This window comes from uncultured Arthrobacter sp. (assembly GCF_964021775.1).
In the GTDB taxonomy this organism is placed as follows: domain Bacteria; phylum Actinomycetota; class Actinomycetes; order Actinomycetales; family Micrococcaceae; genus Arthrobacter.
This window is the reverse complement of sequence record NZ_CAXHZI010000001.1, coordinates 252,974-274,428: the sequence shown is the minus strand read 5'-3', so window position 1 is coordinate 274,428 and position 21,455 is coordinate 252,974. Positions and strand designations below refer to the sequence as shown.

The following is a 21,455-nucleotide window of genomic DNA, read 5'->3' as shown; positions in this document are numbered from 1 at the left end:
CGGTCAGCGGCCCCGCAACGACGCGGCCGCGGGAACCCCGGGCGGGAACTCAGGCAGCGCCCCGGCGGGAGTGTGGAAGATCCACAGCGACAGCGCCCGGTAGGCGGCCCAGTCGCCGTCGGCCGCCCGCAGCGACGCGATCTGGGAGCCGTCTGCCTGCTCGGTGGTCCGGATGATCCGCAGCGGGACCGGTGCGGCCGCCGGCAACCGGAGCGCTACCGTCCCGGAGGCCGGAAGCGTGCCGTGCGGGAACCGGACGGCGGCGCCACCGACAGAGATGTCCAGCAGCTCGCCGCGGACGCCCCCGGCCTCCACCGGGGCCGTCACTTCCACCCGGTAGGCGTTACGGCGCGAAGTAGCGAATTCGACCGCCCGGATCCGGCGCGTGCCCAGGATCAGCACCGCACCGGCAAGCACCAGCCAGGCTCCCGAGGCCACCGTTGAGCCCGGGCTGGTGCGCCACGGCACCAGCCCGGCCAGCCCCGCCGCGGCGTAAAGCAGGACCGCGGTGATGAGGACCACCATCACGATCAGGATGCGTGGCGTCCTGCCGCGGAGGCGCAGGTCGGTGGCGCCCTTGGGCGTGACCTGGAACTCCAGGACGTTCCGGGACAACAGCCACCAGAGGCAGGCCAGCCCCACCGGGACGCGGAAGATCCGCAGGGCAAAGGCGGTCGGCCAGTGGATTTCGTTACGCATCAGCTGCTTGGAACCCCACAGCCGCACGGTGAACATGACCAGGAAGACGCCTAGGAACAGGACCGGGCCGGCGGTGGAGGTCTGGGCTCCGGAGAGCATGATCAGCACCGGAATCAGGAAGGCCACCAGGGTGGCGATGCCCTCCAGCCACCACAGCGTGCCGTTTAGATACTCGTGGTAGTTCCGCCACGACATCCAGCCCTTCGCGGCCCACAGTTTCTCGTGGACCAGGATCTGCATCGCCCCCATGCCCCAGCGCCGGCGCTGCAGCAGGTACTGGTCCGGTGTTGCCGGCGCCAGCCCGACGGCGAGGGTCTGGTGGTGGTAGACCGTCCGCCAGCCACGCCGGATGAGTTTCAACGTGGTGTGCATGTCCTCGGTAATGGTCTCGGTCGCCACGCCGCCCACCTCTTCCAGCGCGCTCACCCGCAACAACGACGTCGACCCGCACCAGAACGGTCCGGCGCCGGGGACGTTGCGGGACGGCATGAGGACGTTGAAGAAGGTGCCCTGCTCGCCGGTGATCCCGTCGTCGTCGAACGCGCCGCCGTTGTAGAAGGACTGCGGGCCCTGGATCAGGGCGATCTCCGGGTCCTCGAACCAGCCAAGGGTGGCGGTGAGGAAGGTGGGAAGCGGAACGTGGTCGCAGTCCAGCACGGCAATGATGTCGATGCCTGCGCCGCCCGCGGACTTTTCCGCGGCCATCAGGCCCAGGGCGTGGTTCATGTTGCCGGCCTTGGCGTGGTCGTGGACGTCGCGGCGGACGTACCGGGCGCCGTATGCGGCGCACAGTTCCTCCACCCAGGGCCGGTCGCCGTCGTCGAGAACCCACGTTTCATGTGCCGGAGCCAGCTCACACGCCGCCGCCACCGTGGGAGTGAGGACCTCGATCGGCTCGTTGTAGGTGGGAATCAGGACGGCCACGCGCATGCCGTTCGGGGCCTCGGTCACGGGCGCCGGGGGGTGGCTGTCAATGTTCCAGACGGACCACGCCTTGAGGACGAGCCCGGCCAGCGGCAGCGCCTCGAACGTCAGCAGAATCCAGGCGATGGTCAGGTTCCACTCGCCGGAGGGCAAGGTGAACAGGACGCGCCAGGTCAGGTACAGGACCAGGGCGGCGATGGCCGCGACGCCGCCCACTCGGGCCAGCCGCCGGGACCTGGGCGCTTCCGGGCCGGGCGGTCCCAGCCGGGCAGCCCAGCCGGCAATGCCCGCGCGGGTCAGCGACGTGGCGTCCCGCGGCGCGGGGCGTACCGGCGCGGCGTTTGGCTGCGCGGCGTTTGGCGGGGCGGTGGTCCCGCCGCCGGGCGGTGCTTCAAACGGCGCGCTCTCGTCGCGCAACCCTAGGGCCTCACGGGGCACCTGATCTCCCTCAGCTGGATCGGTAGCTCAAATCCGATCATAACCACGGGCGCGGGCACCCAGCCGGGGGCGCCGGAATCCTTGCAGAATACTGCGCCCGCGCTGTGGGTCCGGCCGCGGCGGGCTCCGGAGAATCCGCGCGAGATGGCACGTCGCGGCAATGTTTGCGCACAACACTGCCGCCACCTGCCATCTCGCGCGACGCTGAGGGCCCGCTGCCCTAATGGACCGCGATGGTTTCGGCCTCCTCGGGCCTGACAAAATCGCAGGCACCCTGGTGGCGCACGGGCAGGGTGCAGGTGCGGCCGGTCGGGAGGTGGACGTTGGCGCAGCAACCGGCCATGGCCACGTCCTCCCGGACATGCGTGACGTGGGTGCTGCTCAGGTCTGGGGGCGGTGCCGCGCCGGTGGCGGGCAGGGGGCTTTCGGACGGATGGGGCTCATGGCTGTTCACGGCGGCGACTCCTTGGGATCTGCTGGGCAGGAAGGATGCTGTGTTTATCCGACGGCTCCAGCCTTGCACGGGCGGGTTAACACCGCGTTACGGCGGTGTTAGGTTCCCGTCTCGCCCGGGCCGCGCCTTTTGCCGCCGCCCGGATGTGCGCATACTTGAAGGCAGATCCGCGACTCCGGGCAGCGGGAAGGATGGTGGCTTATGGGCGACGTGGGACGCTCGGCGTTCCGGCGCCGGGTGGAACGGGCCGCCGAGTTGCGCTCCATCCGGGCCAGCGGCAGCACGGTCCAGGAGAACGACGAGCTCAGCGCCGCCGAGGAGGAACTCCGGCAGAAGCGCGCGAAAGTAGACGACGCCGCGAAGGCCGAGTACCTGATCCGTGATGCCATGGCGCAGGGGAAGTTCGACAACCTGAAGTACGCCGGTAAGCCCATCCCCGGGCTCGGCGAGGTGTACGACCCGGACTGGTGGGTGAAGGGCCTGCTCCAGCGGGAAAACATCACCGGCCTGGGCCCGACGGCGATCCTGCTCCGCACCGAGGACGCCGGACTTGAGGCTCGCCTCGACGCCCAGTTCACCGAGAAGCAGGTCCGGGACATCCTGATGGACTTCAACGCCCGGGTGGTCGACGCCCGCCGCCAGCTCCAGGGCGGACCGCCGGTCATCACCAAGACCCGCGACGTCGACGCCGAGGTGGCCGCCTGGCGCGACCGGCGCGCCAGGGCAGCCGCCGCCGCTGCGGTACCGCCCGCGCCGGAACCCGCGCGGCCCTGGTGGCGCAGGTTCTGGAGGCGCCGGCTCCGGTGAACTGACGCCGGCACAGGCCCGCGGCTGGAAGATGTGCGCGAGGTGGCACTTCGCGGCAGTGTGCGGCGCGGATACTGCCGCGAGCTGTCACCTCGGCGCGACGGTAGGGCGCCTCAGCCCGGCCCTTAGATGGTGCGGGGAGCCTTCGCGAGATTCTCCCGCAGTTCGGCCGCGTTTTGGCGGGCAACATAGGCCGGGCGGTCCCGTTCCACCCGCCAGCTTTCCGAGAGCGGGCCGACGTTGACGGTGTCGAAGCCGAATTCGTCGTAGAGCCGGGTGACAAGCTCGGCCGCCTCCGGGAAGTCGCTCGCCGTGGCCAGGGCGCGGCGGTTTTCCGTGCCGGCGGGCGTTCCGTCGGTGGTGATGTCTGTGTACATGATGTGGTTGAAGCCCTTGGCCACCTTCGAGTCGGGCAGGTGCTCCTGTAGCAGCCCCGAGGTGGTGGCCTCACCGTTGTCCAGCGCCGGGAACCGGCCGTCGCGCTCCCAGTAGTAGTTGTTGGTGTCGACCACGATCTTGCCCGCCAACGGCTCCGCCGGGATGTCCTTGATGTTCTTCAGCGGGACGGTGACGACGGCGAAGTCGGCCGCCGCGGCTGCGTCTGCCGCGGTCGCCGCGCGGGCATGCGGCCCGAGTTCAGCGACGAGGTTCGCGAGTGTTTCGGGCCCGCGGGAGTTGCTGATCACGACGTCGTAGCCGAGCTGCACTGCCTTCCGGGCGACCTGGCTGCCAATGTGTCCTGCACCGATGATTCCGATTGTTGTCATATCCGGACCAACGGCATTGCTGCCCCAGTTATTTCAACGTTCGACGGCGGTGTCGGACCGCAGCTCAGGGCCGCAGCCAGCCCTGCTCGAAGTCGGGGTGGTCGTAATAGGGCAGCGCCAGGGCCTGCAGGGAGCGTTCCATCCAGTCCAGCGACCGCGGCGCCCAGTGCGCCTCCTGGAGCGAGTCGCTGACCATCGCGGCCAGTGCCGACTGCCGTGCCGCCTCGACGACGCCAATCAGCCTCCGTTTTGCCTCGCATTCGAGCAGCAGCCGTTGTTCGTACCATTCGCCGGATTTGGAGACGGTCCGGTCGCTGAGCAGTGTCCGGGCCGCGGTTTCGTCCTCGGAAATGCGCTCGGACAGGAACTCAACTATGTCCACAAACCGAGGGTACGCGCGGCGGACCGGCTTGGCATCACCCAGCGGCTTGGCGTCACCCCAGCAGGTCGTCCTCGTAGCACCAGCGCCAGTCCTCGCCCGGTTCGACGCTCCGCATCACGGGATGGCCGGTCGCCTCGAAGTGCCGGCTGGCGTGCGTCCCGGGGGAGGAATCGCAGCAGCCCACGTTCCCGCACGCCAGGCACATCCTGAGGTGCACCGGCGTCGTGCCTTCCCGGCGGCAGTCCGCGCAGAAGGGGTCCGGCGGAACCTCCGGATCCGGCGCGGACTCGAGGTGCCCGCATACCCCGCCGGGCCTCGCGATCCCTTCGCCGCCGCCCTCGCCGGCCGTGTCCAGCTCGTCGAGCGAGACGTCCAGCATGGACTCCTCGACGTCCAGCCGCTCCAGAACCTCGCTGAGGACCTCATGGGCGTACTCGCCGCCGCGCCGCAGTTCCAGAACCTTGGCCCGTTCCGCGTCCAGCATGGCCAGCCGCAGCTGGGCGTAGCGCTGGCTGGGGGTCGCCGCCTCCGACGTCGGCCGGCCCAGCCGCTCCCAGGCCGCCAGCCCGCGCTCCTGGGTCCGCCGCTTCAGCATGGCCACGACTTCCGGCGGGTCGTTGTCGGTGCGCAGTTCCTGCAGCCGCTCCACCCCGGCCGCGGTGGCCAGCTGCATCAGGGAAGCCTGGTTCAGGGCATCCTCACGCTGGTCCGGGCCCTGCACGCCGAGGAACCGGACCAGCGCCGGCAGGGTGAAGCCCTGCAGCGCCAGGGTCCCGCCCACCACCACCATGGCCGCCAGGATCAGCACGGAGCGGTGCTCCAGGTCCGCGGGCAGCACCAGCACCGCGGCCAGCGTCACCACCCCGCGCATCCCGGCCCATGACACGATCGCGGCGAATTGCCACGGCGGCGCCGGGTCCGCCCGCCGGATGGACGGGATCAGCCGGGGCAGGTAGGTTGCCGGGAACACCCAGACCGGCCGGAGCAGCAGCACCGCCAGCAAAATCACTGCGCAGCCGGCCCAGATCCGGCCGGCGCCCAGCGAGTCGTCCTGGATACCCTCGATGATGGTTCGGACCTGCAACCCGATCAGCAGGAACACGGAGTTCTCCAGCAGGAACTGCACCGTGTTCCAGTTGCTGCGCTGGCTCAGCCGGGCCGCGCCGTTGGGCATCGACGGCGCCTTCATCCCCATGACGAGCCCGGTGACGACGACGGCGAGGACGCCGGAGGCGTGGATCGCCTCGGCCGGGAGGTACGCGACGAAGGGGGCCATCAGCGAGGTCGAGGTGTTGATCGCGACGTTGCGGATCCGCTTCCGGAGCTCGGTCAGCACATAGGCGGCGGCCAGGCCCACCACCAGTCCGCCGCCGGCCGCGAGCAGGAATCCGCCGGCGATTCCGGCTGCGGACACGGACCCGGCGATCGCCGCGATGGCGGCGCGGAGGCAGACCAGCGCGGTGGCGTCGTTGACTAAGGATTCGCCCTCGAGGATGGTGACGATCCGGCGGGGCATGCCCACCTTCCGGGCGATCGCGGTCGCGGCGACGGCGTCGGGCGGGGCGACGACGGCGCCGAGGGCTATCGCGGCGGCCAGCGGGATTTCCGGGAACAGCCACCAGACGACAAAGCCGACGGCGATGGTGCCGAAGATGACGTAGCCCACCGAGAGCAGCCCGATGGCGCGGCGGTTGGAGCCGAAGTCGAACAGCGAGGTCCGCAGTGCCGCAGCGTAGAGCAGCGGGGGCAGCAGCCCGACGAGGACCAGCTCCGGATTGAGCTCAATATCCGGGACAAAGGGGAGGAAGGACCCCGCGACGCCGGCCAGCACCAGCAGCAGGGGAACGGAAACGTTGAGCTTCCGGCCCAGTGCGCTGCCGGCGCAGACGACGGCCACGAGAACCAGCAGTCCGAGGGCGAGTTCCATGAGGCCATTCTGTCAGGCGGTGCGGCCGGGCTTCGTGCCGGCCGGGGCGTTACACGAAGCTGTCTGCCTTGGCGCGCTCCGGCTGTCCGTGCGGCGCAGCAGCCGCCTGCGCAGTAACGGCGGCAGGCGCGGCAGCGGCAGCGTGCCCGGCGGCGTCGTGGGCATGATGGTGGGCCTGGACGTGGTGGCCGAACGGGTTGAAGCGGCTGTGCGCCAGGCCGTCGAATTCGTAGGCGGTCTCGGCGTGCTCCGAGCGGTCCACGCCCGCCACCTCGGCCTCGTGGCTGACGCGGAAGCCCATGGTCTTGTGGATTGCGAGTCCGATCACCGCCGTGGCCAGGCCGGACAGCGTGACCGTGATCAGCACGGCAACCGTCTGGGCGATCAGCTGGTGCAGACCGCCACCGTAGAAGAGGCCGCCGCCCTGTCCGTCGGCCGGCAGGGCAATGAAACCGAGCGCCAGCGTGCCGATCAGGCCGCCGCCCAGGTGGACGCCGACGACGTCGAGCGAGTCATCGAAGCCGAACTTGTATTTCAGGTCCACAAAGATGCAGCAGGCGGCGCCGGCCACCAGGCCGAGGCCGAGGGCGCCGAGCGGGCTGACGTTGGCGCAGGACGGCGTGATCGCAACCAGGCCGGCCACCACGCCGGACGCTGCGCCGAGCGAGGTGGGGTGGCCGTGGCGGAGCTTTTCGACCGCGAGCCAGCTCAGCATGGCGGCCGCGGGGGCTGCGAGCGTGTTGATCCAGATCAGGCCGGCCTGCTCCACCGTCGTCGCGGCGCCGGCGTTGAAGCCGAACCAGCCGAACCAGAGGATGCCCGCGCCGAGCATGACGAAGGGGATGTTGTGCGGGCGGTGTGCCGGATCCTTGCCGAAGCCGTGGCGGTTGCCCAGGATCAGGACCAGGACCAGGGCGGCGGTGCCGGAGCTGATTTCGACGACGGTGCCGCCGGCGAAGTCGATCACCTGGCCGAAGACGGAACTCACGGCACCGCCGGCGCTCATCAGGCCGCCGCCCCAGACCATGAAGGCCAGCGGGCAGTAAACCAAGGTGATCCAGACCGGGACGAAGAGCGACCAGGCGGCGAATTTGGCGCGGTCCGCGATGGCGCCGCTGATCAGCGCGACGGTGATGATCGCGAAGGTGGCGCTGAAGCCGGCCTTGATCAGATCGGGGGAGCCCATCAGCCGGGCCAGGCCGACGTCGGCAAAGGGGTTGCCGAAAATGCCCAGGACACCCGAGCCGGTGGTCATTGAGTAGCCCCAGAGCACCCAGACCACACCGACGATGCCGGCCGAGACAAAGCTCATCATGATCATGTTCAGCGAGGCCTTGGCCCTGGTCATGCCGCCGTAAAAGAGGCCGAGGGCCGGGGTCATCAGCAGCACGAGGGCCGCTGAGACCATGATCCAGACGTTTGCCGCGGTGAGTTCCACCTGCGTGTCCCTTCTCAACAATTCGCCGTACCGGGACACCTCGCCGCCGGTCCCCAACCGGGTTTAATCCTCGCGTCGCTGTGTTTCAGGCAGTCGGGAACTACGTTGCGGGGACGTTACAGGAATTGCGGTTTCGTGAAGCTCGCGTGTCAGCTGTGTTTCCGGCATGTAAACGACGGCTATCCGGCACGATCCAGTCGGGGCCGGGAGTGGGCCCGGCTGCTGAAGAACCGGGCGGGAACGTCCGGGGCCCTCAATCCACGACTGTCCGGAATCCCGGACAGAACCGTCGCCTGCCCCAGTGATGCAGGTCACGGGACGTGCTCAGATGGACGGACAATCCCAACCTGATCTTTAGTGAGGACCAGCATGCAAGCTTCGACACGAACGGATACCGCCGGGGAGCGCGTCGAGCGCCGCTCCATCGACTTCGTTCCGGAAAATGAACGGCACGGCTCTCCCGGGCAGCAGTTCACGCTGTGGTTCGGGGCGAACATGCAGATCACCGCAATCGTCGACGGCGCCCTGGCCGTGCTCTTCGGCGCCGACGCGCTCTGGGCAATCCTGGGGCTCCTGGTCGGCAACCTCCTTGGCGGCACGGTGATGGCATTGCACGCGGCACAAGGGCCCAAGCTCGGCCTGCCCCAGATGATCTCCAGCCGCGCCCAGTTCGGCGTCTTCGGGGCGGTGATTCCGCTGGTGCTGGTCATCATCATGTACCTCGGCTTCGCGGCGACCGGGACCGTCCTCGCCGGCCAGGCCATCGACCAGATCACCCGCACCGGCACCCCGGCCGTGGGCATGGTGATCTTCGGCGCCCTCACGGTCCTCGTGGCGACCCTCGGCTACAAGTACATCCACCTGCTGGGCCGCATCTCCACCGTCGTCGGCGTCCTGGGCTTCACCTACCTGGGGATCCGGCTGTTCGCGAGCCAGGACGTGGGTGCGCTGCTGGCCTCGGGCACGTTCGAGTTCCCCACCTTCCTGCTCGCCATTTCGCTGGGCGCCGGCTGGCAGTTGACCTACGGCCCCTACGTCGCGGACTACTCGCGCTACCTGCCCTCAAAGACCCCGGCACGTAAGACCTTCCTGGCCGCGTTCCTCGGGACCGTGCTCGGCTCGCAGTGGTCCATGACGCTCGGTGCCCTGTTCGCGTCGCTGGCTCTGCCCAAGGGCCAGCGGTTCCTCGACGGACAGGTAGCCTTCCTGGGCAACCTCAGCGGCGGCGGACTGGTCGCCGTCGTCATCTACCTGGTGATCGTGACCGGGAAGCTGACGGTCAACACGCTGAACGCCTATGGCGGTTACATGACCATGCTGACGTCCGTCTCGGCCTTCACCCGCAGGTCCGCCGCCGCGTCGCGCACCCGGTTCGTCTATGTGATCGGCTTCATCGGACTCACCGTGCTGATCGCCATGCTGGCCTCCCCGGACTTCCTCGCCAACTTCAAGAACTTCGTGCTGCTGCTGCTGATGGTCTTCATCCCTTGGAGTTCCATCAACCTGGTGGACTACTACCTGATCTCCAAGGAGAAGGTGGACATCCCGGCCCTGTACGACCCGAACGGCCGCTACGGGCGGTGGAACAAGACGGCGCTGCTGTCCTACGCCGTTGGCATCGTCGCCCAGATCCCGTTCCTGGCACAGACGCTGTACACCGGCCCGATGACCGAGGTGCTGGGCGGATCGGACATCTCCTGGCTGGTGGGGCTGGTGGTCACCGCCCTGGTGTTCTACCCCCTCGCCAAGCGCAACTCCAACGCCCCGGCAGCAATGATCTACCCGCACGACGGCGGCCCGCTCACCGCGGAGCCGGAGCGGACACCGGAGGCCGGCCGGCTCACCGGCACCCCCACGGCCTGACCCGGCGCCCGCCGAGCACCGGCCGGGCACACCGGCCGCAGCGTGGACCCGCCGCAAAAGGGAGGTCCCGGCCGCACCCGCGGCCGGGACCTCCGTCATACCGGTAGACCGGGTCAGAGCCGGTTGATCTGGGTCAGGTAGCCGTAATACTTCGGACCGGACGGCCGGAGCGGATCTCCAACGAATCCGAAATCCTCATGCCGGTTGTTGTACGCCGCGGCGATATCCAGGAACTGCTCTCTGACTTCCGCGCCCGACCCCTGGCAGGCACCGTTGTTGATGCACAGTGCCACCGCACCTGCCACCGCGGGACTGGCGAAGCTGGTGCCGTTGTTGATGCCGTATCCGCCGGGCACGGTGGACAGGATGCACACCCCTGGTGCCGCGATCGTGTGCCGCTTGTCCTTGGCGTTGACCGCGAAGTTCGAGAAGAACGCCGGCCGGTCGTCCAGCTGGCCAAGTCGCCGCCAGTCGTCCTTGCCGCAAAGGCTGGGAGCCAGGCCCTTCGGTTTTCCGTCGAAGTCCGCCATGGCGGTCGCCGTCAGCACCTCGTGGTACGCCGCCGGCACGGTGCCGGCGAGGTCCGCGGCGGAGTTTCCGGCCGCCACCGCGTAGGTGACGCCGGCCCTGACCGAGCGGCAGATCGCGTAGTGCATCGGGTCCGTGCCCTTGCCGCAGTTGGCCGTGTCGGACCCCGAGCCGCCGATGCTGATGTTGGCGACGTCGATATCGTTGTCCTCGTTGTCGTCCTTATGGGTCGAGGTGACCCAGTCGATGGCGCAGATCAGGCTCTCTTCGGTGATGGAGCCGGTGTTGGACACGACGCGGACGGACCAGAGCGGGGTGCCGGGCGCCGTGCCGATGATGCCGGAGCCGTTATTGCGGGCTCCAATGACGCCGGCAACCGACGTGCCGTGGCCCATCACGTCAACAGGTGTCACTTCAACGGGTTTCCCGGACGTGCAGTCGATCCCGCCGACGACGTTGAGGTCCGGATGGCTGCCGTCGATGCCGCTGTCGATGACCGCGACGTTGACGCCGGAGCCGTGGTCATTGCCGGCGCCGGCGCGGACGGCGTCCCTGGCTTCCTCCGGATCGCCGCCGATCCGCTGCCACCACAAGGGAGCCACCTCGGTATTGGGCGTCTCGGGCTCCTCCGGCTCGTCGAAGTGCCGGCCGAGCGTCACGAAATCGACGCTCGGATCGGCCGCGAGCTTCCGGGCCTGGGTTGCCGTCATGGCGCCGGAGTAGCCGAGCACGGCGCTCCGGTAGACGTTGGCGGCCTTGAATCCGAACTTGCCCTGCTGCGCGGCGGCCAGCGCGCCGGCATCCCCGGCACCGTCCTTGAGCACGACGATGTAGCTTTGAACCGGTTCGGCGGCGGCCGAGGGCGCGGCGGCGGCGATGCCCCCGCCGGTAGCCAGCGCGAGCGCGGCCAGTCCGCCCACCCAGCTCCGTCTCCGCCTGCGGAGCGGCGGGGGAGCGGCGGCGCCGGGCCGGGGCCGGCCGGGATCCACGAATGTTTTCTGCACGGGCGGAAAGAGTTTGCGGACAGTGGTAAACATCGTGGCCTCCCAGTAAGCATGGTGCTTTTCGAGTGCCCCCCGTCCATATGGTAGGCCCTGTGGCGCGGAAAGATCAGGGGCAATCGGACCCCGGCGCCGGCAGCGGGCCCCAGCGGCGGCTAGTCCAGCGGGATTTCCAGGCCCTTTACGCCGGCGTTCCAGGTGCTGCCGGTGCCCAGGTCCGTGCACAGCCGGGACATCCGGGCCGCGATGTCCCGGGCGTCCCGGCCCGCCATCCGGGCCTGGAAATCGGCGATGACGGTGGGAAACAGGCGCAGCCGCCGCGGTGCCCCGCCGTCGGTCTCCAGCAGAAAGATAAAGGAATGGTCGTTGCGCTCCTGGGGGTCCACGGCGTAGTCGTCGATGAAATCCCCGGCGCCGTAAATCACCGGACGGTTCCGGTACACCTCCACGCCGCGGAAGATGTGCGGCGAATGCCCGAATATGACGTCGGCGCCCGCATCGATCAGGCGCTGCGCCATGGCCCGGTGTTCCGGCGGGGCGTCGGAGCCCCAGTTGCCGCCCCAGTGCGCCGACACGATGAGCAGCTGAACGCGGGACTTGGTCCGCCGCAGCAGCTCCAGCAGCTCCTCGACGCGCTCGCCGTGCTCCGCCGCGGGGACGTAGTAGACGCCGGGGGAACCGGGCGCCGCCTCCCAGTCCGGCTGGTTGTCCGTGAATGCCACAAAGCCGACGGCGGTGCCGCCCACCCGCCGGACTGCGGGCCGCAGCGCCGCAAGCCGGTCCGTACCCGCGCCCGCGTGCAGGATCCCGTGCCGGTCCAGCGCGCCGAGCATCTCCCGGAGCGCGTCCGGCCCGTAATCGAGCACGTGGTTGTTGGCCAGGGACACCAGCCCGAGCTGCGCTTCGACCAGGCTGCGCACGTTGGCCAGGTCGGTCCGGAACGTGAAGACCTTCCCGGGTTCGGGCGCTCCGCCGTCGGCAATGACGCATTCCAGGTTGGCGATCCGCAGGTCCGCCCGCTGCAGGACCGGCAGGGTGTCGCCCCACGGATACGCCGGCCCGGCGGTCTTCAGCTGCTCGTTCACCAGCCGGCCGAGCATGACATCGCCCAGGAATGCGATCTGCATGGCACCAGCATGGACCGCCCGGCCGGGCAACGGAAGGACGACGGCGGTCCGCTCCGCCGTCGTCCTCTGCCGTGCTGCCCTAACCCCGGAGCCGGCCGCCCAGGTTCCGGAACTTCTCCAGCCGGCGGGGCAACAGATCGCCGATCCCGGCGGCCGAAACCAGCGACAGCTCGTATTCGATGGCCTGTCCCATCCGCTGGCAAAATGCCCGGGCCTCCAGGGCCGCATCGTCGCGTTCGTCAACGATGTGGTCGATCAGCCCGTTGGCGTGCAGCGCCGCCACGTTGACGCCCTGGGCGTCCGACATGGCCGGAGCGAAGTCGGTGGTCCGGTGCACGATAGCGCTGGCGCCCTCGGGCGGCAACGGCGACAGCCAGGCGTGCTGGGCGGCCACGGTCCGGTCGGCCGGCAGCAGCGCCAGCGCCCCGCCGCCGGCGCCCTGGCCCAGCAGCACCGAGACGGACGGCGACTGCAATCCGATCAAGTCGTGCAGGGACCGGGCGATTTCACCGGCCAGGCCGCCTTCTTCGGCCTCCTTGGACAACGCGGCGCCACCGGTGTCGATCACTGTCAGCAGCGGCAGGCCCAGCTCTTCGGCCAGCCGCATGCCGCGCCGCGCCTCGCGGAGCGAGGCTGGCCCCATGGCGGTCTGCTGCGACGGCCGCGGCCGGGTGTGGCCGAGCACGACGCAGGATTTCCCGCCGAAACGGGCCAGTGCCAGCAGCAGCCCGGGATCCTTTTCGCCCTGGCCGGTGCCGTTGAGGGGCAGCACGTCCCGGGCGCCGTGGACCAGGAGCTGGCGGAGGTCCGGCCGCCGGGGATTCCGCGAGATCTCGATCGAGGCCCACGCACTGGCGTCCGACGGTGCCACGGCCAGGGACGGCGGGGGACCCACCGGTGCCGGTGCGCCGGCGCTGAGGATATCCAATGCCCGGCTGACGATATCGGGCAGCTGCCCGGGCGGGACCACCGCGTCCACGAGCCCCTTGTCGAAGAGGTTCTCCGCGACCTGGACGTTCTCCGGGAAGGGTGTACCGTGCAGCGCCTCGTAGACCCGCGGGCCCAGGAATCCCAGGAGCGCGGCCGGTTCGGCGACGGTGATGTGGCCCAGGGAGCCCCAGGACGCCATCACCCCGCCTGTGGTGGGATGGCGCAGATACACGAGGTAAGGAAGTCCGGCCTGCCGGTGCGCCCGGACCGCGGCGGTGATCTTGACCATCGATAGGAACGCCAGCGTCCCCTCCTGCATCCGGGTACCGCCCGACGCCGGCCCCGCCAGCAGGGGCAGGCCTTCCGCGGTGGCCCGTTCGACGGCGCTGACGATCCGTTCGGCGGCGGCGGCCCCGATGGAGCCCGCCAGGAACCGGAATTCGCTGACAATCACCGCCACCCGGCGCCCGCGGATCAGCCCCTCGCCGGTCAGGACGGACTCGTCCACGCCGGATTTCCCGCGCGCCGCCGCCAGCTCGGCCTGGTACGCCGGGCTGGGGTCCGGGTCCGTCACCGGCCGGTCCCAGCTCCGGTAGGAGCCCGCGTCCAGCACCGTGGCTACGAGCTCGGTGGCATCGAGGTGCCGGACCTTTTGCTCCGCCAGCATGTCAGCGGCCGCCCTGGGCCGCAGCGCCGGCCGACGACGGAACGCCGGTGGCGCTGTCCAGCCAGCGGCGGATCTGTTCCCCGTCCTGGTCCAGCAGCGGCGGTGCGGTGTGCGAGGTCAGGGTGGTCTCCTGCGCGTCGCCCTGGTCGAAGAACCGCAGCGGGGGACCAGGCAGGCTGATCTTTCCCAGCACCTTGTGCTCGACGTCGACCACTAGGCCCTGGGAGTGGACCTGCTCCCACTGGTAGACCTCGTCCAGGGTCCGGACCTTGCCGGCCGGGATGCCCGCCTCGTTGAGCTTGGCCAGCAGCGGTTCGGCTTCGTACCCGGCGAAGGCGTCCTCCACCGCCTCGATGACTTTTTCGCGGTTCCGTACCCGGTCCGCGTTGGTGGCGAACTCGGGCCGGGCCGTGTCGATGCCGAACGTGGTGGCGAAGGTATTCCACAGCTTCTCGCTGCCGACGCTGATCTGGACCCTGCCCTGCCGGCAGTGGAACAGCCCGTACGGGGCGATCGAGGGATGGTGGTTGCCCTGGGCGCGCGGCACCTCGCCTGCCACGGTCTGCCGGGTGCCCTGGAAAGCGTGCACCCCGATCAGGGCCGAGAGCAGGGAAGTCCGGACGATCTGGCCCTTGCCGGTCCGTTCGCGCTGCAGCAGCGCGGCGAGAGTGCCGAACGCGCCGTACATCCCGGAGAGCAGGTCAGCGATCGGCACCCCCACCCGCTGCGGGTCGTCCGGGCCGGAGCCGGTGAGTGACATCAGCCCGGCTTCCCCCTGCAGGATCTGGTCGTAGCCGCTGCGCGATGCTTCCGGACCGTCGTGTCCGAACCCGGTGATGGACAGGATCACGAGCTGCGGGTTTACCGCATGCATGTCCGCCGTCGAGAACCCGAGGCGGTCCAGCACGCCGGGGCGGAAGTTTTCCACCACGACGTCGGCCCTGCCGATCAGTTCGCGCAGGACCTGCCGCCCGTCGTCGCTCTTCAGGTCCAGTGCGATGGACTCCTTGTTGCGGTTGCAGGACAGGAAGTACGTGGCCTGCAGGTCGTCCTCGGGGCCCACGAAGGGCGGTCCCCAGCCGCGGGTGTCATCCCCGGTCCCGGGGTTCTCTACCTTGATCACGCGGGCCCCCAGGTCGGCCAGCATCATGCCGGCGTGCGGCCCGGCGAGGGCTCGGCTGAGGTCCACCACGAGGTAGCCGGACAGCGGTCCCTCGGCGGGGTGGTCGGATTCCATGCTCATAATCGGTCCTTTGTTTTGCAGTTCCAGCTGGGCAGTGTCGGCGCCGGCGGCCGGTCGGGGGACGGCTACATCCAGCCCGGGACGACCATCACCAGCCACGCGATGGCGGGCCCGGCGACGACGACGATGCCGCTGTAGGCGAGGATCTGCTTGTAGAACTTGTCCTTGTCCACGTCCTCCGGTGCGTTGGCCAGCACCAGGGCGCCGTTGGTGGAGAACGGCGAGACGTCCACGATGGTGGAGGAAACGGCGAGTGCGGCGATGACACCGATGGCGCCGATTTCACCGCTGGCCAGGAACGGCACCGCCAGCGGGATGAGGGCGGCAAGGATGGCAGTGGAGGAAGCGAAGGCGGAGACGATGCCGCCGACGTAGCAGATCAGCAGTGCGGCCAGCAGGGGCATGCCGAGCTGGGCGACGCCGTTGGAGACGAACTTGATGGTGCCGGCCTCTTCAAGGACGCCGACGAAGGTCAGCATGCCGCAGATGAGCAGCACGGTGGACCAGCTGATCTTGTTGACGGCACCCTTCTGGGCCTCGGGGGAGACCAGGGCCAGGATGATGGCGATGGTGATGGAGACGAATCCGATGTCGATCCCGAAGCCGAGCGAGATGACGGCCAGGGCGATCAGGCCGGCGACGGTGACGAGCTGCGGGAGGGTCGCCCGGGCGCCGGCGGAGGCGCCGGCGGAGGTGGCGGCGGTACTGTCGGCGGACGAATCCGCGCTGCTGCCCTTGGCGGAGACGCTGGCGGGGGAGATGTCAGAACCGGAGCCCTGCAGGGTGACGCCGGCCGCGCGGGCGCCGACGCTGACCTTCATGCGGGTCTCGGCCGCCTGCTCGATGAGCTGGCCGGTCTTGGAGGAGAGCAGCTTGTTGCCGCCAAGGACAATGAACAGCACGAGCGCGATGACGAGGTTGAAGAAGAAGCTGGCCAGGAAGATGGCCATCGGGCTCGCCGCGAGGTCCGTCTTGGCGATGATGCCGTTGACCGTGACGCCGTAGACGGCGATCGGGGAGAAGCCGCCTGCCTGGGCGCCGTGGATCACCATCATGCCCATCATCAGCGGGTTGATCTTGTGCTTTGCGGCGAAGCTCAGCGCGATCGGCGCGATGATGGCGACGGCGGCCGGGGAGAGTGCGCCCACGGCGGTGATCAGCGCGGTGATGGCGAACATGACCCACGGAATGAGGGCGACCTTGCTGCCCACCATCCGCACGGCGCCCCTGACCAGAAGATCAATGGTGCCGTTGTTCTGCGCGATGGCGAAGAGGTAGGTCACCCCCACGATCGTCAGGAACAGCCCGCCGGGGAAATTGGACAGGATCTCGCTGGTGGACATGCCGAGGAAAACCGAGCCAAGCAGGAAGGCGCCGACGAAGGCCAGCGCACCCATGTTGAGGGGCAGCACCGTGGCCAGCAGGAACATCACCGCCAGAATGATGATGGAAAGCACGGGAGCGGACATCTTTGTTCCTCCGGGGACTAGTGTGATGTGGATTACAGGACTACTGGCCTAGCCTCTTAGACAGTAGGTGAGTTTGTCAATACGCCTCCGGGATAGAATGGTCATGTCGCTATGACGGGAGGATGTTGAAGATGGCAAAGAAGTCTGAGGTCCCGGAGATTTCCCGTGTGTCCAGGCCGCGTCTCTACGAACAGCTCGTGGCCCAGCTCCTGGACTTTATTGAATCGGCCCAGCTTGGCCCCGGCGACCTCCTGCCGGCCGAGCGGGATCTGGCGGAACGGCTTGGCGTCTCCCGGGCAACGCTGGCGCAGGCGCTCGTGGCGCTGGAGGTGCTTGGCGTGATTGACGTCCAGCACGGCACCGGTGCCGTGCTGGTCTACCGCCCTAATGTGCCCGCGGTGATCAAAGGTCTGCGTGAGCACCGCAGCAGGCTTCCGGATATCGTCGAGGCCCGCAGCACCCTGGAGGTCAAGCTCGCTGAACTCGCGGCCGCGCGGCGGACGGACCAGGACATGCAGGCGATTGACGCGGCGATCGACGCGATGGCCGAGGAGGTGGCCGCCGGCTCAAAGGGGGCGCGCGGCGATGAGCTGTTCCATCAGGCCGTCACGGCCGCCGCGCACTCCGCAGTGCTGGGCCAGTTGATGGCCTTCATCGCGGAAATGATCCTTGAAACGCGGCTCGAATCCCTGGGGCAGCCGGGGCGCCCCGAGCAGTCCATCGCCTCGCACCGGAAAATTGCCGACGCGATCCGGGCGCAGGATGCCGCCGGCGCTGCCGCGGCCATGATGGCCCACATCGACATGGTGTCCGACGTCGACCTGCTCAAATAGTTTGCCGCCTAGGTCCGGGCGGCTACGGGCTTAGCCGTTGTAGCCCTCGACCTGCGTCACGGGACGCGCCTCCGCGTCGTCCGGGTTCTCGCCGTACTGCCGCTTGGCCCGGCGCTGCCGCAGCAGGTCCCAGCACTGGTCCAGGTCCTCCTCAAGCTGCCGGAGCCGCAGCCGGTCCGGGACGTGGTCATGGTCGGGGGTCGCGGATTCGGCCCGCTCCCGGAGCTCGCGCTCCTCGTCCACCAGGGAGGTGATGCGCTGGAGGATGTCACGTTCGTCCATGGTGTCCTACTTCCTGCGGTCCTGAGCTGTGCGTACCCGCCAGCGTAATCACGGGCGGTCGCCGTGACCAGAGGGCGGCGGTGCGCGGACGCATGCATCCCACGACATAGTCAGCTTGCTTATTATTTTCCGGCTTCCTAGAGTTGAGCTTGTAAGGCACCAATCTCTCCGCGTGGGACATGAGCGGCCGCACGGCCGCCGGACCCTCGCGCTGGCCAGAGGAGGACACATGTCGGAACACAACATTGCAGGCAAGAAGGTCGCGTTTCTGCTGACGGATGGCGTCGAGCAGATTGAGTTGACCAGCCCGTGGAACGCGGTCAAGGACGCCGGCGGCGAACCCACCCTCGTGGCGCCCAAGAGCGGAAAGCTGCAGGGCTATGACGGGACGGACAAGGGCGAGACGTTCGACGTCGACCTGACCGTCGACCAGGCCAACGCCTCCGACTTCCACGCGCTGGTGATTCCCGGCGGCGTCGTGAACGCGGACCACCTGCGTGCGGACAAGGACGCCCAGGCCTTCGCCCGCGGCTTCTTTGAGCAGCACAAGCCGGTGGCCTCGATCTGCCACGGCCCGTGGCTGCTGATCGACGCCGGCGTGGTGAACGGGCGGAACCTGACCTCCTACTACACGCTGGAGACCGACCTTAAAAACGCGGGCGCCAACTGGACCGACGAGGAAGTGGTGGTCGATCAGGGCCTCGTCACCAGCCGGAACCCGGACGATCTGCCGGCCTTCAACAACAAGCTGCTGGAGGAGATCGCCGAGGGCGAGCACGCCGGCCAGACCGCGTAGGGGCCGCCGCAGCCCGCCGTCCGGGTCAGCTGCCCTGGCGGCGGGAAAGCCCTATGAAGCGGGCCCGCTTTCGGGCAGGATATGCCTGTAAGCTGCGCCGGTTCGGGCGTTGCCGTTCGTCAGTCCCGCCGCCACCCGCTACCAAGGAGTCCCGGATATGACCACGCTCAACCCCTACCTTGGCTTCCGCGACAACGCGAGGGAGGCCATGACCTTCTACCAGTCCGTGTTCGGCGGAGAGCTGAACATGAGCACTTTCGCCGAGTTCCAGGCCAGTGAAGACCCCGCCGAGCAGGACAAGATCATGCACGCCATGCTGACCGGTGAAAAGGGGCTGGTGCTGATGGGGGCCGACACTCCCAACAGCATGGACTACACGCCCGGCAACAACTTTTCGGTATCCCTCAGCGGAGCCGACGAGGCTGAACTCCGCGGCTATTGGGACAAGCTGTCCGACGGCGGCACTGTGACCGTGCCGTTGGAGCGGGCACCGTGGGGCGATACCTTCGGCATGTGCAAGGACAAGTTCGGGGTGGACTGGCTGGTCAACATCGCCCCGGCGGCCGGCTAAGGCCGCCGGGGCGGCGGCTCAGTCCGGCGTGGTGTCGGTGGTGAGGCCGCGGTCGTCGGCTGTCTTTTCGTCGTCTTCTTCAGCGGGCCCGGGCACCTTCTGCGCGTCGCCCTCGCCGGGGGCGTGACCTTCCGATGTGCCGGGCGGGGGCGCCGCCCCTTCTCCCGGGCCGCCAGCTTCGCGCGGGACGGGCTTCGCGCCTTCTTCCACCCCGTCGCTGACGATGTCTTCGGGATCGATTGGCTTGTTGCTCATGCATTCCTCCGATGTTGGCCTGCGGGGACTTCGACCCGCGATGTCTCCTCCAAGCTACAGCGGGCGCCGCACCCGAGTACAGGCCGCGGTCGGTGGGCTCTGGCGCCCCGCGCCGGCCGGGTCTAGAGTCACGCCATGGACCAGGATCCCGTGGCGACAAACCCCGAGCTGTACCGGGTGCTCTTCGAAAACGAACGCGTTCGCGTGCTTGAGTACAGGGACCGCCCGGGGGAAAAGACGGTGGCCCATTCGCACCCGGACAGCGTGATGGTGACTCTGAGCAGTTTCCGCCGCCGGCTCTCGTCCCACGGCCGGGAGGTCGACGTCGAACTCCCCTCCGGGCTGGCGCGCTGGCTGCCCGCGCAGTCCCACTCGGGTGAGAACACCGGCGACACCGAGACGCACACCATCTTCGTTGAGCTGAAGGAGCCTGCCCCGGAGCCGAAAGCCGGGGACGAGCCTCTCGGTCCCGCGCCAAGCTAGCACCGCCAGCCTGCCCGGCCAGCACCCAGCGTCTGTCAGTATGCTTACTAGGTACTGACCAGAGGCGTTGACAGAAACGAGATCCACCATGAGCAGGCCCGCGCGCATTGAGGTCGAGGCCGCAGGCCACCTGGGCCACGTCTTTGCCTCCCGGCGGCCCGCCGGGGCGGCCGTGGGGGCGCCGGCCGTCGTGCTGATCCACGGGATCGGGGTCTCGCACCGCTACCTGCAACGGCTGCACGGGCAGTTGTCCGAGTCGGTCGACACTTACTCGATCGATCTGCCGGGATTCGGGGCCACCCCCACGCCGGAGCACACACTCACCGCTGCGGAACAGGCTACCTACATCCTCGGCGCACTGGAACAGCTGGGAGTCCTGGAGTTCGTCGCCGTGGGGCACTCGATGGGCGTGCAGTTCGCCGTCGAAGCCCAACGGCAGCAACCCTCGCGGATTCCATACCTGGTGCTGATGGGCCCGGTGGTCAATGACCAGCGGCGCACCTTGGCGCAACAGGCCCTGGCCTTGGGCCGCGACTGCCTGTTCTTCGAGAGCCCGTCCTCCAACGCCCTGGTGCTGACCGACTATTTCCGCTGCGGGCTGAGCTGGTACCTGAAGAATCTGCGGATCATGATGGACTACCGCCTCGAGGAGCGGATCCGCGGCGTGGATGCCCCGGTCCTCGTGCTGCGCGGCGCGAACGACCCCATTGCGCCGGCGGACTGGTGCCGGCGCCTCGTGGACCGGGGAGCCAGGTCACAGTTCCTGGAGATCGACGGTACCGGGCACGTGGTCCAGCACAACCGCGCCGCCGAGGTGGCCGCCTCCATCCTCGCCTTCGCCGGCATTGCAGCCGACGAAAGCGAAGCGCCCCAAGGGTTCACCGCGTGAGCACGCTGGCGCAGATCGCCGGCTGGTGGGTCCGGGACTATGCCTATGCCGCCGGCCGGCAGCTGCGCAGTGCGGTGTCCCGGGTCAGCCCGGACGAGTTCCTCAGCGGCACCGGACGGCCCGTCGTCGTCATCCCCGGCATCTACGAGGACTGGCGTTTTATGCTGCCGCTGATCCGGGAGATGCACGCCGCGGGCCATCCCGTGCATGTGGTGACCGTGCTGCAGCGCAACCGGCTGGCCGTGCCGGACGCTGCGGCGCTGATCGCCGACTACCTCCACGAGAGGGACCTGAGGGACACGATGATTGTGGCGCACAGCAAGGGCGGGCTGATCGGCAAGTACACCATGATGTTGCTGGACCAGACGCGGCGCATCACCCGGATGGTGGCGGTGTGCTCCCCGTTCCTGGGTTCCCGGTACGCCAGCTACATGCTGCTGCCGAGCCTGCGGGCGTTGTCGCCGCGCAACGCGGTGACCGTCCAGTTGTCCCGCGAGCAGAGCGTCAACGAACGCATCACCTCTGTCTACGGACTGTTCGATCCGCACATCCCGGAGGGCAGCGTGCTTCCCGGGGCGCGGAACGTCCAGCTGGATACCGGCGGCCATTTCCGGATTCTCGCCGACGAGGACACCATCCGCACCGTGCTGGAAGAAGCGGCCGCGCCGGCCGCGGTGTGAGG

General features: G+C 68.8%; 21 protein-coding genes. 8 read left to right on the top strand and 13 right to left on the bottom strand.

Annotation, left to right across the window (positions count from 1 at the left end; translation table 11 throughout):
- Positions 1 to 3: 3 nt before the first annotated feature.
- Complete coding sequence (locus tag ABIN76_RS01280; RefSeq protein ID WP_346957906.1) at positions 4 to 2,061, bottom strand: glycosyltransferase family 2 protein; 2,058 nt, start codon at positions 2,059 to 2,061, stop codon at positions 4 to 6.
- Between the two features lie 220 nt (positions 2,062 to 2,281).
- Positions 2,282 to 2,515, bottom strand: a complete 234-nt coding sequence (locus tag ABIN76_RS01275; protein WP_346957905.1) for a hypothetical protein — start codon at positions 2,513 to 2,515, stop codon at positions 2,282 to 2,284.
- Between the two features lie 201 nt (positions 2,516 to 2,716).
- Between ABIN76_RS01275 and ABIN76_RS01270 the strand changes: the two genes are divergently transcribed.
- Positions 2,717 to 3,322, top strand: coding sequence for a DUF1992 domain-containing protein (locus ABIN76_RS01270; RefSeq protein WP_346957904.1), 606 nt, complete (start codon positions 2,717 to 2,719; stop codon positions 3,320 to 3,322).
- A gap of 125 nt (positions 3,323 to 3,447) precedes the next feature.
- Here ABIN76_RS01270 and ABIN76_RS01265 read toward each other — a convergent pair whose 3' ends face one another.
- The 4 genes from ABIN76_RS01265 to ABIN76_RS01250 form a co-directional block, all read right to left on the bottom strand.
- Entirely contained in the window at positions 3,448 to 4,089 is a 642-nt protein-coding gene (locus ABIN76_RS01265; RefSeq protein WP_346957903.1) for an NAD(P)-binding domain-containing protein, read from the bottom strand.
- Positions 4,090 to 4,153: 64 nt separating this feature from the next.
- A complete protein-coding gene (locus tag ABIN76_RS01260) occupies positions 4,154 to 4,471 on the bottom strand; it encodes a DUF6221 family protein (protein WP_346957902.1) in 318 nt (105 codons plus the stop codon).
- A 52-nt stretch (positions 4,472 to 4,523) separates the two neighbouring features.
- Entirely contained in the window at positions 4,524 to 6,398 is a 1,875-nt protein-coding gene (locus ABIN76_RS01255; RefSeq protein WP_346957901.1) for a Na+/H+ antiporter, read from the bottom strand.
- 49 nt (positions 6,399 to 6,447) lie between these two features.
- On the bottom strand, positions 6,448 to 7,836 hold the full coding sequence (locus tag ABIN76_RS01250) for an ammonium transporter (RefSeq protein ID WP_346957900.1): 1,389 nt from the start codon (positions 7,834 to 7,836) through the stop codon (positions 6,448 to 6,450).
- A 369-nt stretch (positions 7,837 to 8,205) separates the two neighbouring features.
- Here ABIN76_RS01250 and ABIN76_RS01245 point away from each other — a divergent pair, with 369 nt between their 5' ends.
- Entirely contained in the window at positions 8,206 to 9,699 is a 1,494-nt protein-coding gene (locus tag ABIN76_RS01245; protein ID WP_346957899.1) for a cytosine permease, read from the top strand.
- 113 nt (positions 9,700 to 9,812) lie between these two features.
- Here ABIN76_RS01245 and ABIN76_RS01240 read toward each other — a convergent pair whose 3' ends face one another.
- The 5 genes from ABIN76_RS01240 to ABIN76_RS01220 form a co-directional block, all read right to left on the bottom strand.
- Positions 9,813 to 11,264 carry a S8 family serine peptidase gene (locus ABIN76_RS01240; RefSeq protein WP_346957898.1) on the bottom strand — a complete coding sequence of 484 codons (1,452 nt, stop codon included), beginning with the start codon at positions 11,262 to 11,264 and terminating at the stop codon, positions 9,813 to 9,815.
- 119 nt (positions 11,265 to 11,383) lie between these two features.
- Positions 11,384 to 12,355 (bottom strand): CapA family protein, encoded by a 972-nt coding sequence (locus tag ABIN76_RS01235; RefSeq protein ID WP_346957897.1) that lies wholly within the window; start codon positions 12,353 to 12,355, stop codon positions 11,384 to 11,386.
- Between the two features lie 79 nt (positions 12,356 to 12,434).
- Positions 12,435 to 13,952 (bottom strand): carboxyl transferase domain-containing protein, encoded by a 1,518-nt coding sequence (locus tag ABIN76_RS01230; RefSeq protein ID WP_346957896.1) that lies wholly within the window; start codon positions 13,950 to 13,952, stop codon positions 12,435 to 12,437.
- 1 nt (position 13,953) lies between these two features.
- Entirely contained in the window at positions 13,954 to 15,195 is a 1,242-nt protein-coding gene (locus ABIN76_RS01225) for a CoA transferase (protein ID WP_346957895.1), read from the bottom strand.
- A 65-nt stretch (positions 15,196 to 15,260) separates the two neighbouring features.
- On the bottom strand, positions 15,261 to 16,664 hold the full coding sequence (locus ABIN76_RS01220; protein WP_346957894.1) for an SLC13 family permease: 1,404 nt from the start codon (positions 16,662 to 16,664) through the stop codon (positions 15,261 to 15,263).
- A gap of 131 nt (positions 16,665 to 16,795) precedes the next feature.
- Here ABIN76_RS01220 and ABIN76_RS01215 point away from each other — a divergent pair, with 131 nt between their 5' ends.
- A complete protein-coding gene (locus ABIN76_RS01215) occupies positions 16,796 to 17,497 on the top strand; it encodes an FCD domain-containing protein (RefSeq protein WP_346957893.1) in 702 nt (233 codons plus the stop codon).
- Positions 17,498 to 17,527: 30 nt separating this feature from the next.
- Here the strand turns inward: ABIN76_RS01215 and ABIN76_RS01210 are convergent, their stop codons facing one another.
- On the bottom strand, positions 17,528 to 17,779 hold the full coding sequence (locus ABIN76_RS01210) for a DUF2630 family protein (RefSeq protein ID WP_346957892.1): 252 nt from the start codon (positions 17,777 to 17,779) through the stop codon (positions 17,528 to 17,530).
- A 229-nt stretch (positions 17,780 to 18,008) separates the two neighbouring features.
- Between ABIN76_RS01210 and ABIN76_RS01205 the strand changes: the two genes are divergently transcribed.
- On the top strand, positions 18,009 to 18,575 hold the full coding sequence (locus tag ABIN76_RS01205; RefSeq protein WP_346957891.1) for a type 1 glutamine amidotransferase domain-containing protein: 567 nt from the start codon (positions 18,009 to 18,011) through the stop codon (positions 18,573 to 18,575).
- Positions 18,576 to 18,732: 157 nt separating this feature from the next.
- Positions 18,733 to 19,146: a VOC family protein gene (locus ABIN76_RS01200; RefSeq protein ID WP_346957890.1), complete on the top strand. Its 414-nt coding sequence runs from the start codon at positions 18,733 to 18,735 to the stop codon at positions 19,144 to 19,146.
- A gap of 18 nt (positions 19,147 to 19,164) precedes the next feature.
- Here ABIN76_RS01200 and ABIN76_RS01195 read toward each other — a convergent pair whose 3' ends face one another.
- Complete coding sequence (locus ABIN76_RS01195; RefSeq protein ID WP_346957889.1) at positions 19,165 to 19,401, bottom strand: hypothetical protein; 237 nt, start codon at positions 19,399 to 19,401, stop codon at positions 19,165 to 19,167.
- Positions 19,402 to 19,536: 135 nt separating this feature from the next.
- Between ABIN76_RS01195 and ABIN76_RS01190 the strand changes: the two genes are divergently transcribed.
- From ABIN76_RS01190 to ABIN76_RS01180, 3 genes are all read left to right on the top strand, one after another.
- Entirely contained in the window at positions 19,537 to 19,884 is a 348-nt protein-coding gene (locus tag ABIN76_RS01190) for a cytoplasmic protein (RefSeq protein WP_346957888.1), read from the top strand.
- 88 nt (positions 19,885 to 19,972) lie between these two features.
- The gene (locus tag ABIN76_RS01185; protein WP_346957887.1) at positions 19,973 to 20,773 is read left to right on the top strand and encodes an alpha/beta hydrolase; all 801 of its coding nucleotides are present in this window, start codon (positions 19,973 to 19,975) and stop codon (positions 20,771 to 20,773) included.
- Complete coding sequence (locus tag ABIN76_RS01180) at positions 20,770 to 21,453, top strand: alpha/beta hydrolase (protein ID WP_346957886.1); 684 nt, start codon at positions 20,770 to 20,772, stop codon at positions 21,451 to 21,453. Before ABIN76_RS01185 ends, ABIN76_RS01180 begins: the two co-directional genes overlap by 4 nt.
- Positions 21,454 to 21,455 lie beyond the last annotated feature (2 nt).

Coding starts and splice junctions, on each gene's coding strand:
- ABIN76_RS01270 (WP_346957904.1), top strand. CDS start 2,717: ATGGGCGACGTGGGACGCTCGGCGTTCCGGCGCCGGGTGGAACGGGCC.
- ABIN76_RS01265 (WP_346957903.1), bottom strand. CDS start 4,089: ATGACAACAATCGGAATCATCGGTGCAGGACACATTGGCAGCCAGGTC.
- ABIN76_RS01255 (WP_346957901.1), bottom strand. CDS start 6,398: ATGGAACTCGCCCTCGGACTGCTGGTTCTCGTGGCCGTCGTCTGCGCC.
- ABIN76_RS01245 (WP_346957899.1), top strand. CDS start 8,206: ATGCAAGCTTCGACACGAACGGATACCGCCGGGGAGCGCGTCGAGCGC.
- ABIN76_RS01240 (WP_346957898.1), bottom strand. CDS start 11,264: ATGTTTACCACTGTCCGCAAACTCTTTCCGCCCGTGCAGAAAACATTC.
- ABIN76_RS01235 (WP_346957897.1), bottom strand. CDS start 12,355: ATGCAGATCGCATTCCTGGGCGATGTCATGCTCGGCCGGCTGGTGAAC.
- ABIN76_RS01230 (WP_346957896.1), bottom strand. CDS start 13,952: ATGCTGGCGGAGCAAAAGGTCCGGCACCTCGATGCCACCGAGCTCGTA.
- ABIN76_RS01225 (WP_346957895.1), bottom strand. CDS start 15,195: ATGAGCATGGAATCCGACCACCCCGCCGAGGGACCGCTGTCCGGCTAC.
- ABIN76_RS01220 (WP_346957894.1), bottom strand. CDS start 16,664: ATGTCCGCTCCCGTGCTTTCCATCATCATTCTGGCGGTGATGTTCCTG.
- ABIN76_RS01215 (WP_346957893.1), top strand. CDS start 16,796: ATGGCAAAGAAGTCTGAGGTCCCGGAGATTTCCCGTGTGTCCAGGCCG.
- ABIN76_RS01210 (WP_346957892.1), bottom strand. CDS start 17,779: ATGGACGAACGTGACATCCTCCAGCGCATCACCTCCCTGGTGGACGAG.
- ABIN76_RS01205 (WP_346957891.1), top strand. CDS start 18,009: ATGTCGGAACACAACATTGCAGGCAAGAAGGTCGCGTTTCTGCTGACG.
- ABIN76_RS01200 (WP_346957890.1), top strand. CDS start 18,733: ATGACCACGCTCAACCCCTACCTTGGCTTCCGCGACAACGCGAGGGAG.
- ABIN76_RS01195 (WP_346957889.1), bottom strand. CDS start 19,401: ATGAGCAACAAGCCAATCGATCCCGAAGACATCGTCAGCGACGGGGTG.
- ABIN76_RS01190 (WP_346957888.1), top strand. CDS start 19,537: ATGGACCAGGATCCCGTGGCGACAAACCCCGAGCTGTACCGGGTGCTC.
- ABIN76_RS01185 (WP_346957887.1), top strand. CDS start 19,973: ATGAGCAGGCCCGCGCGCATTGAGGTCGAGGCCGCAGGCCACCTGGGC.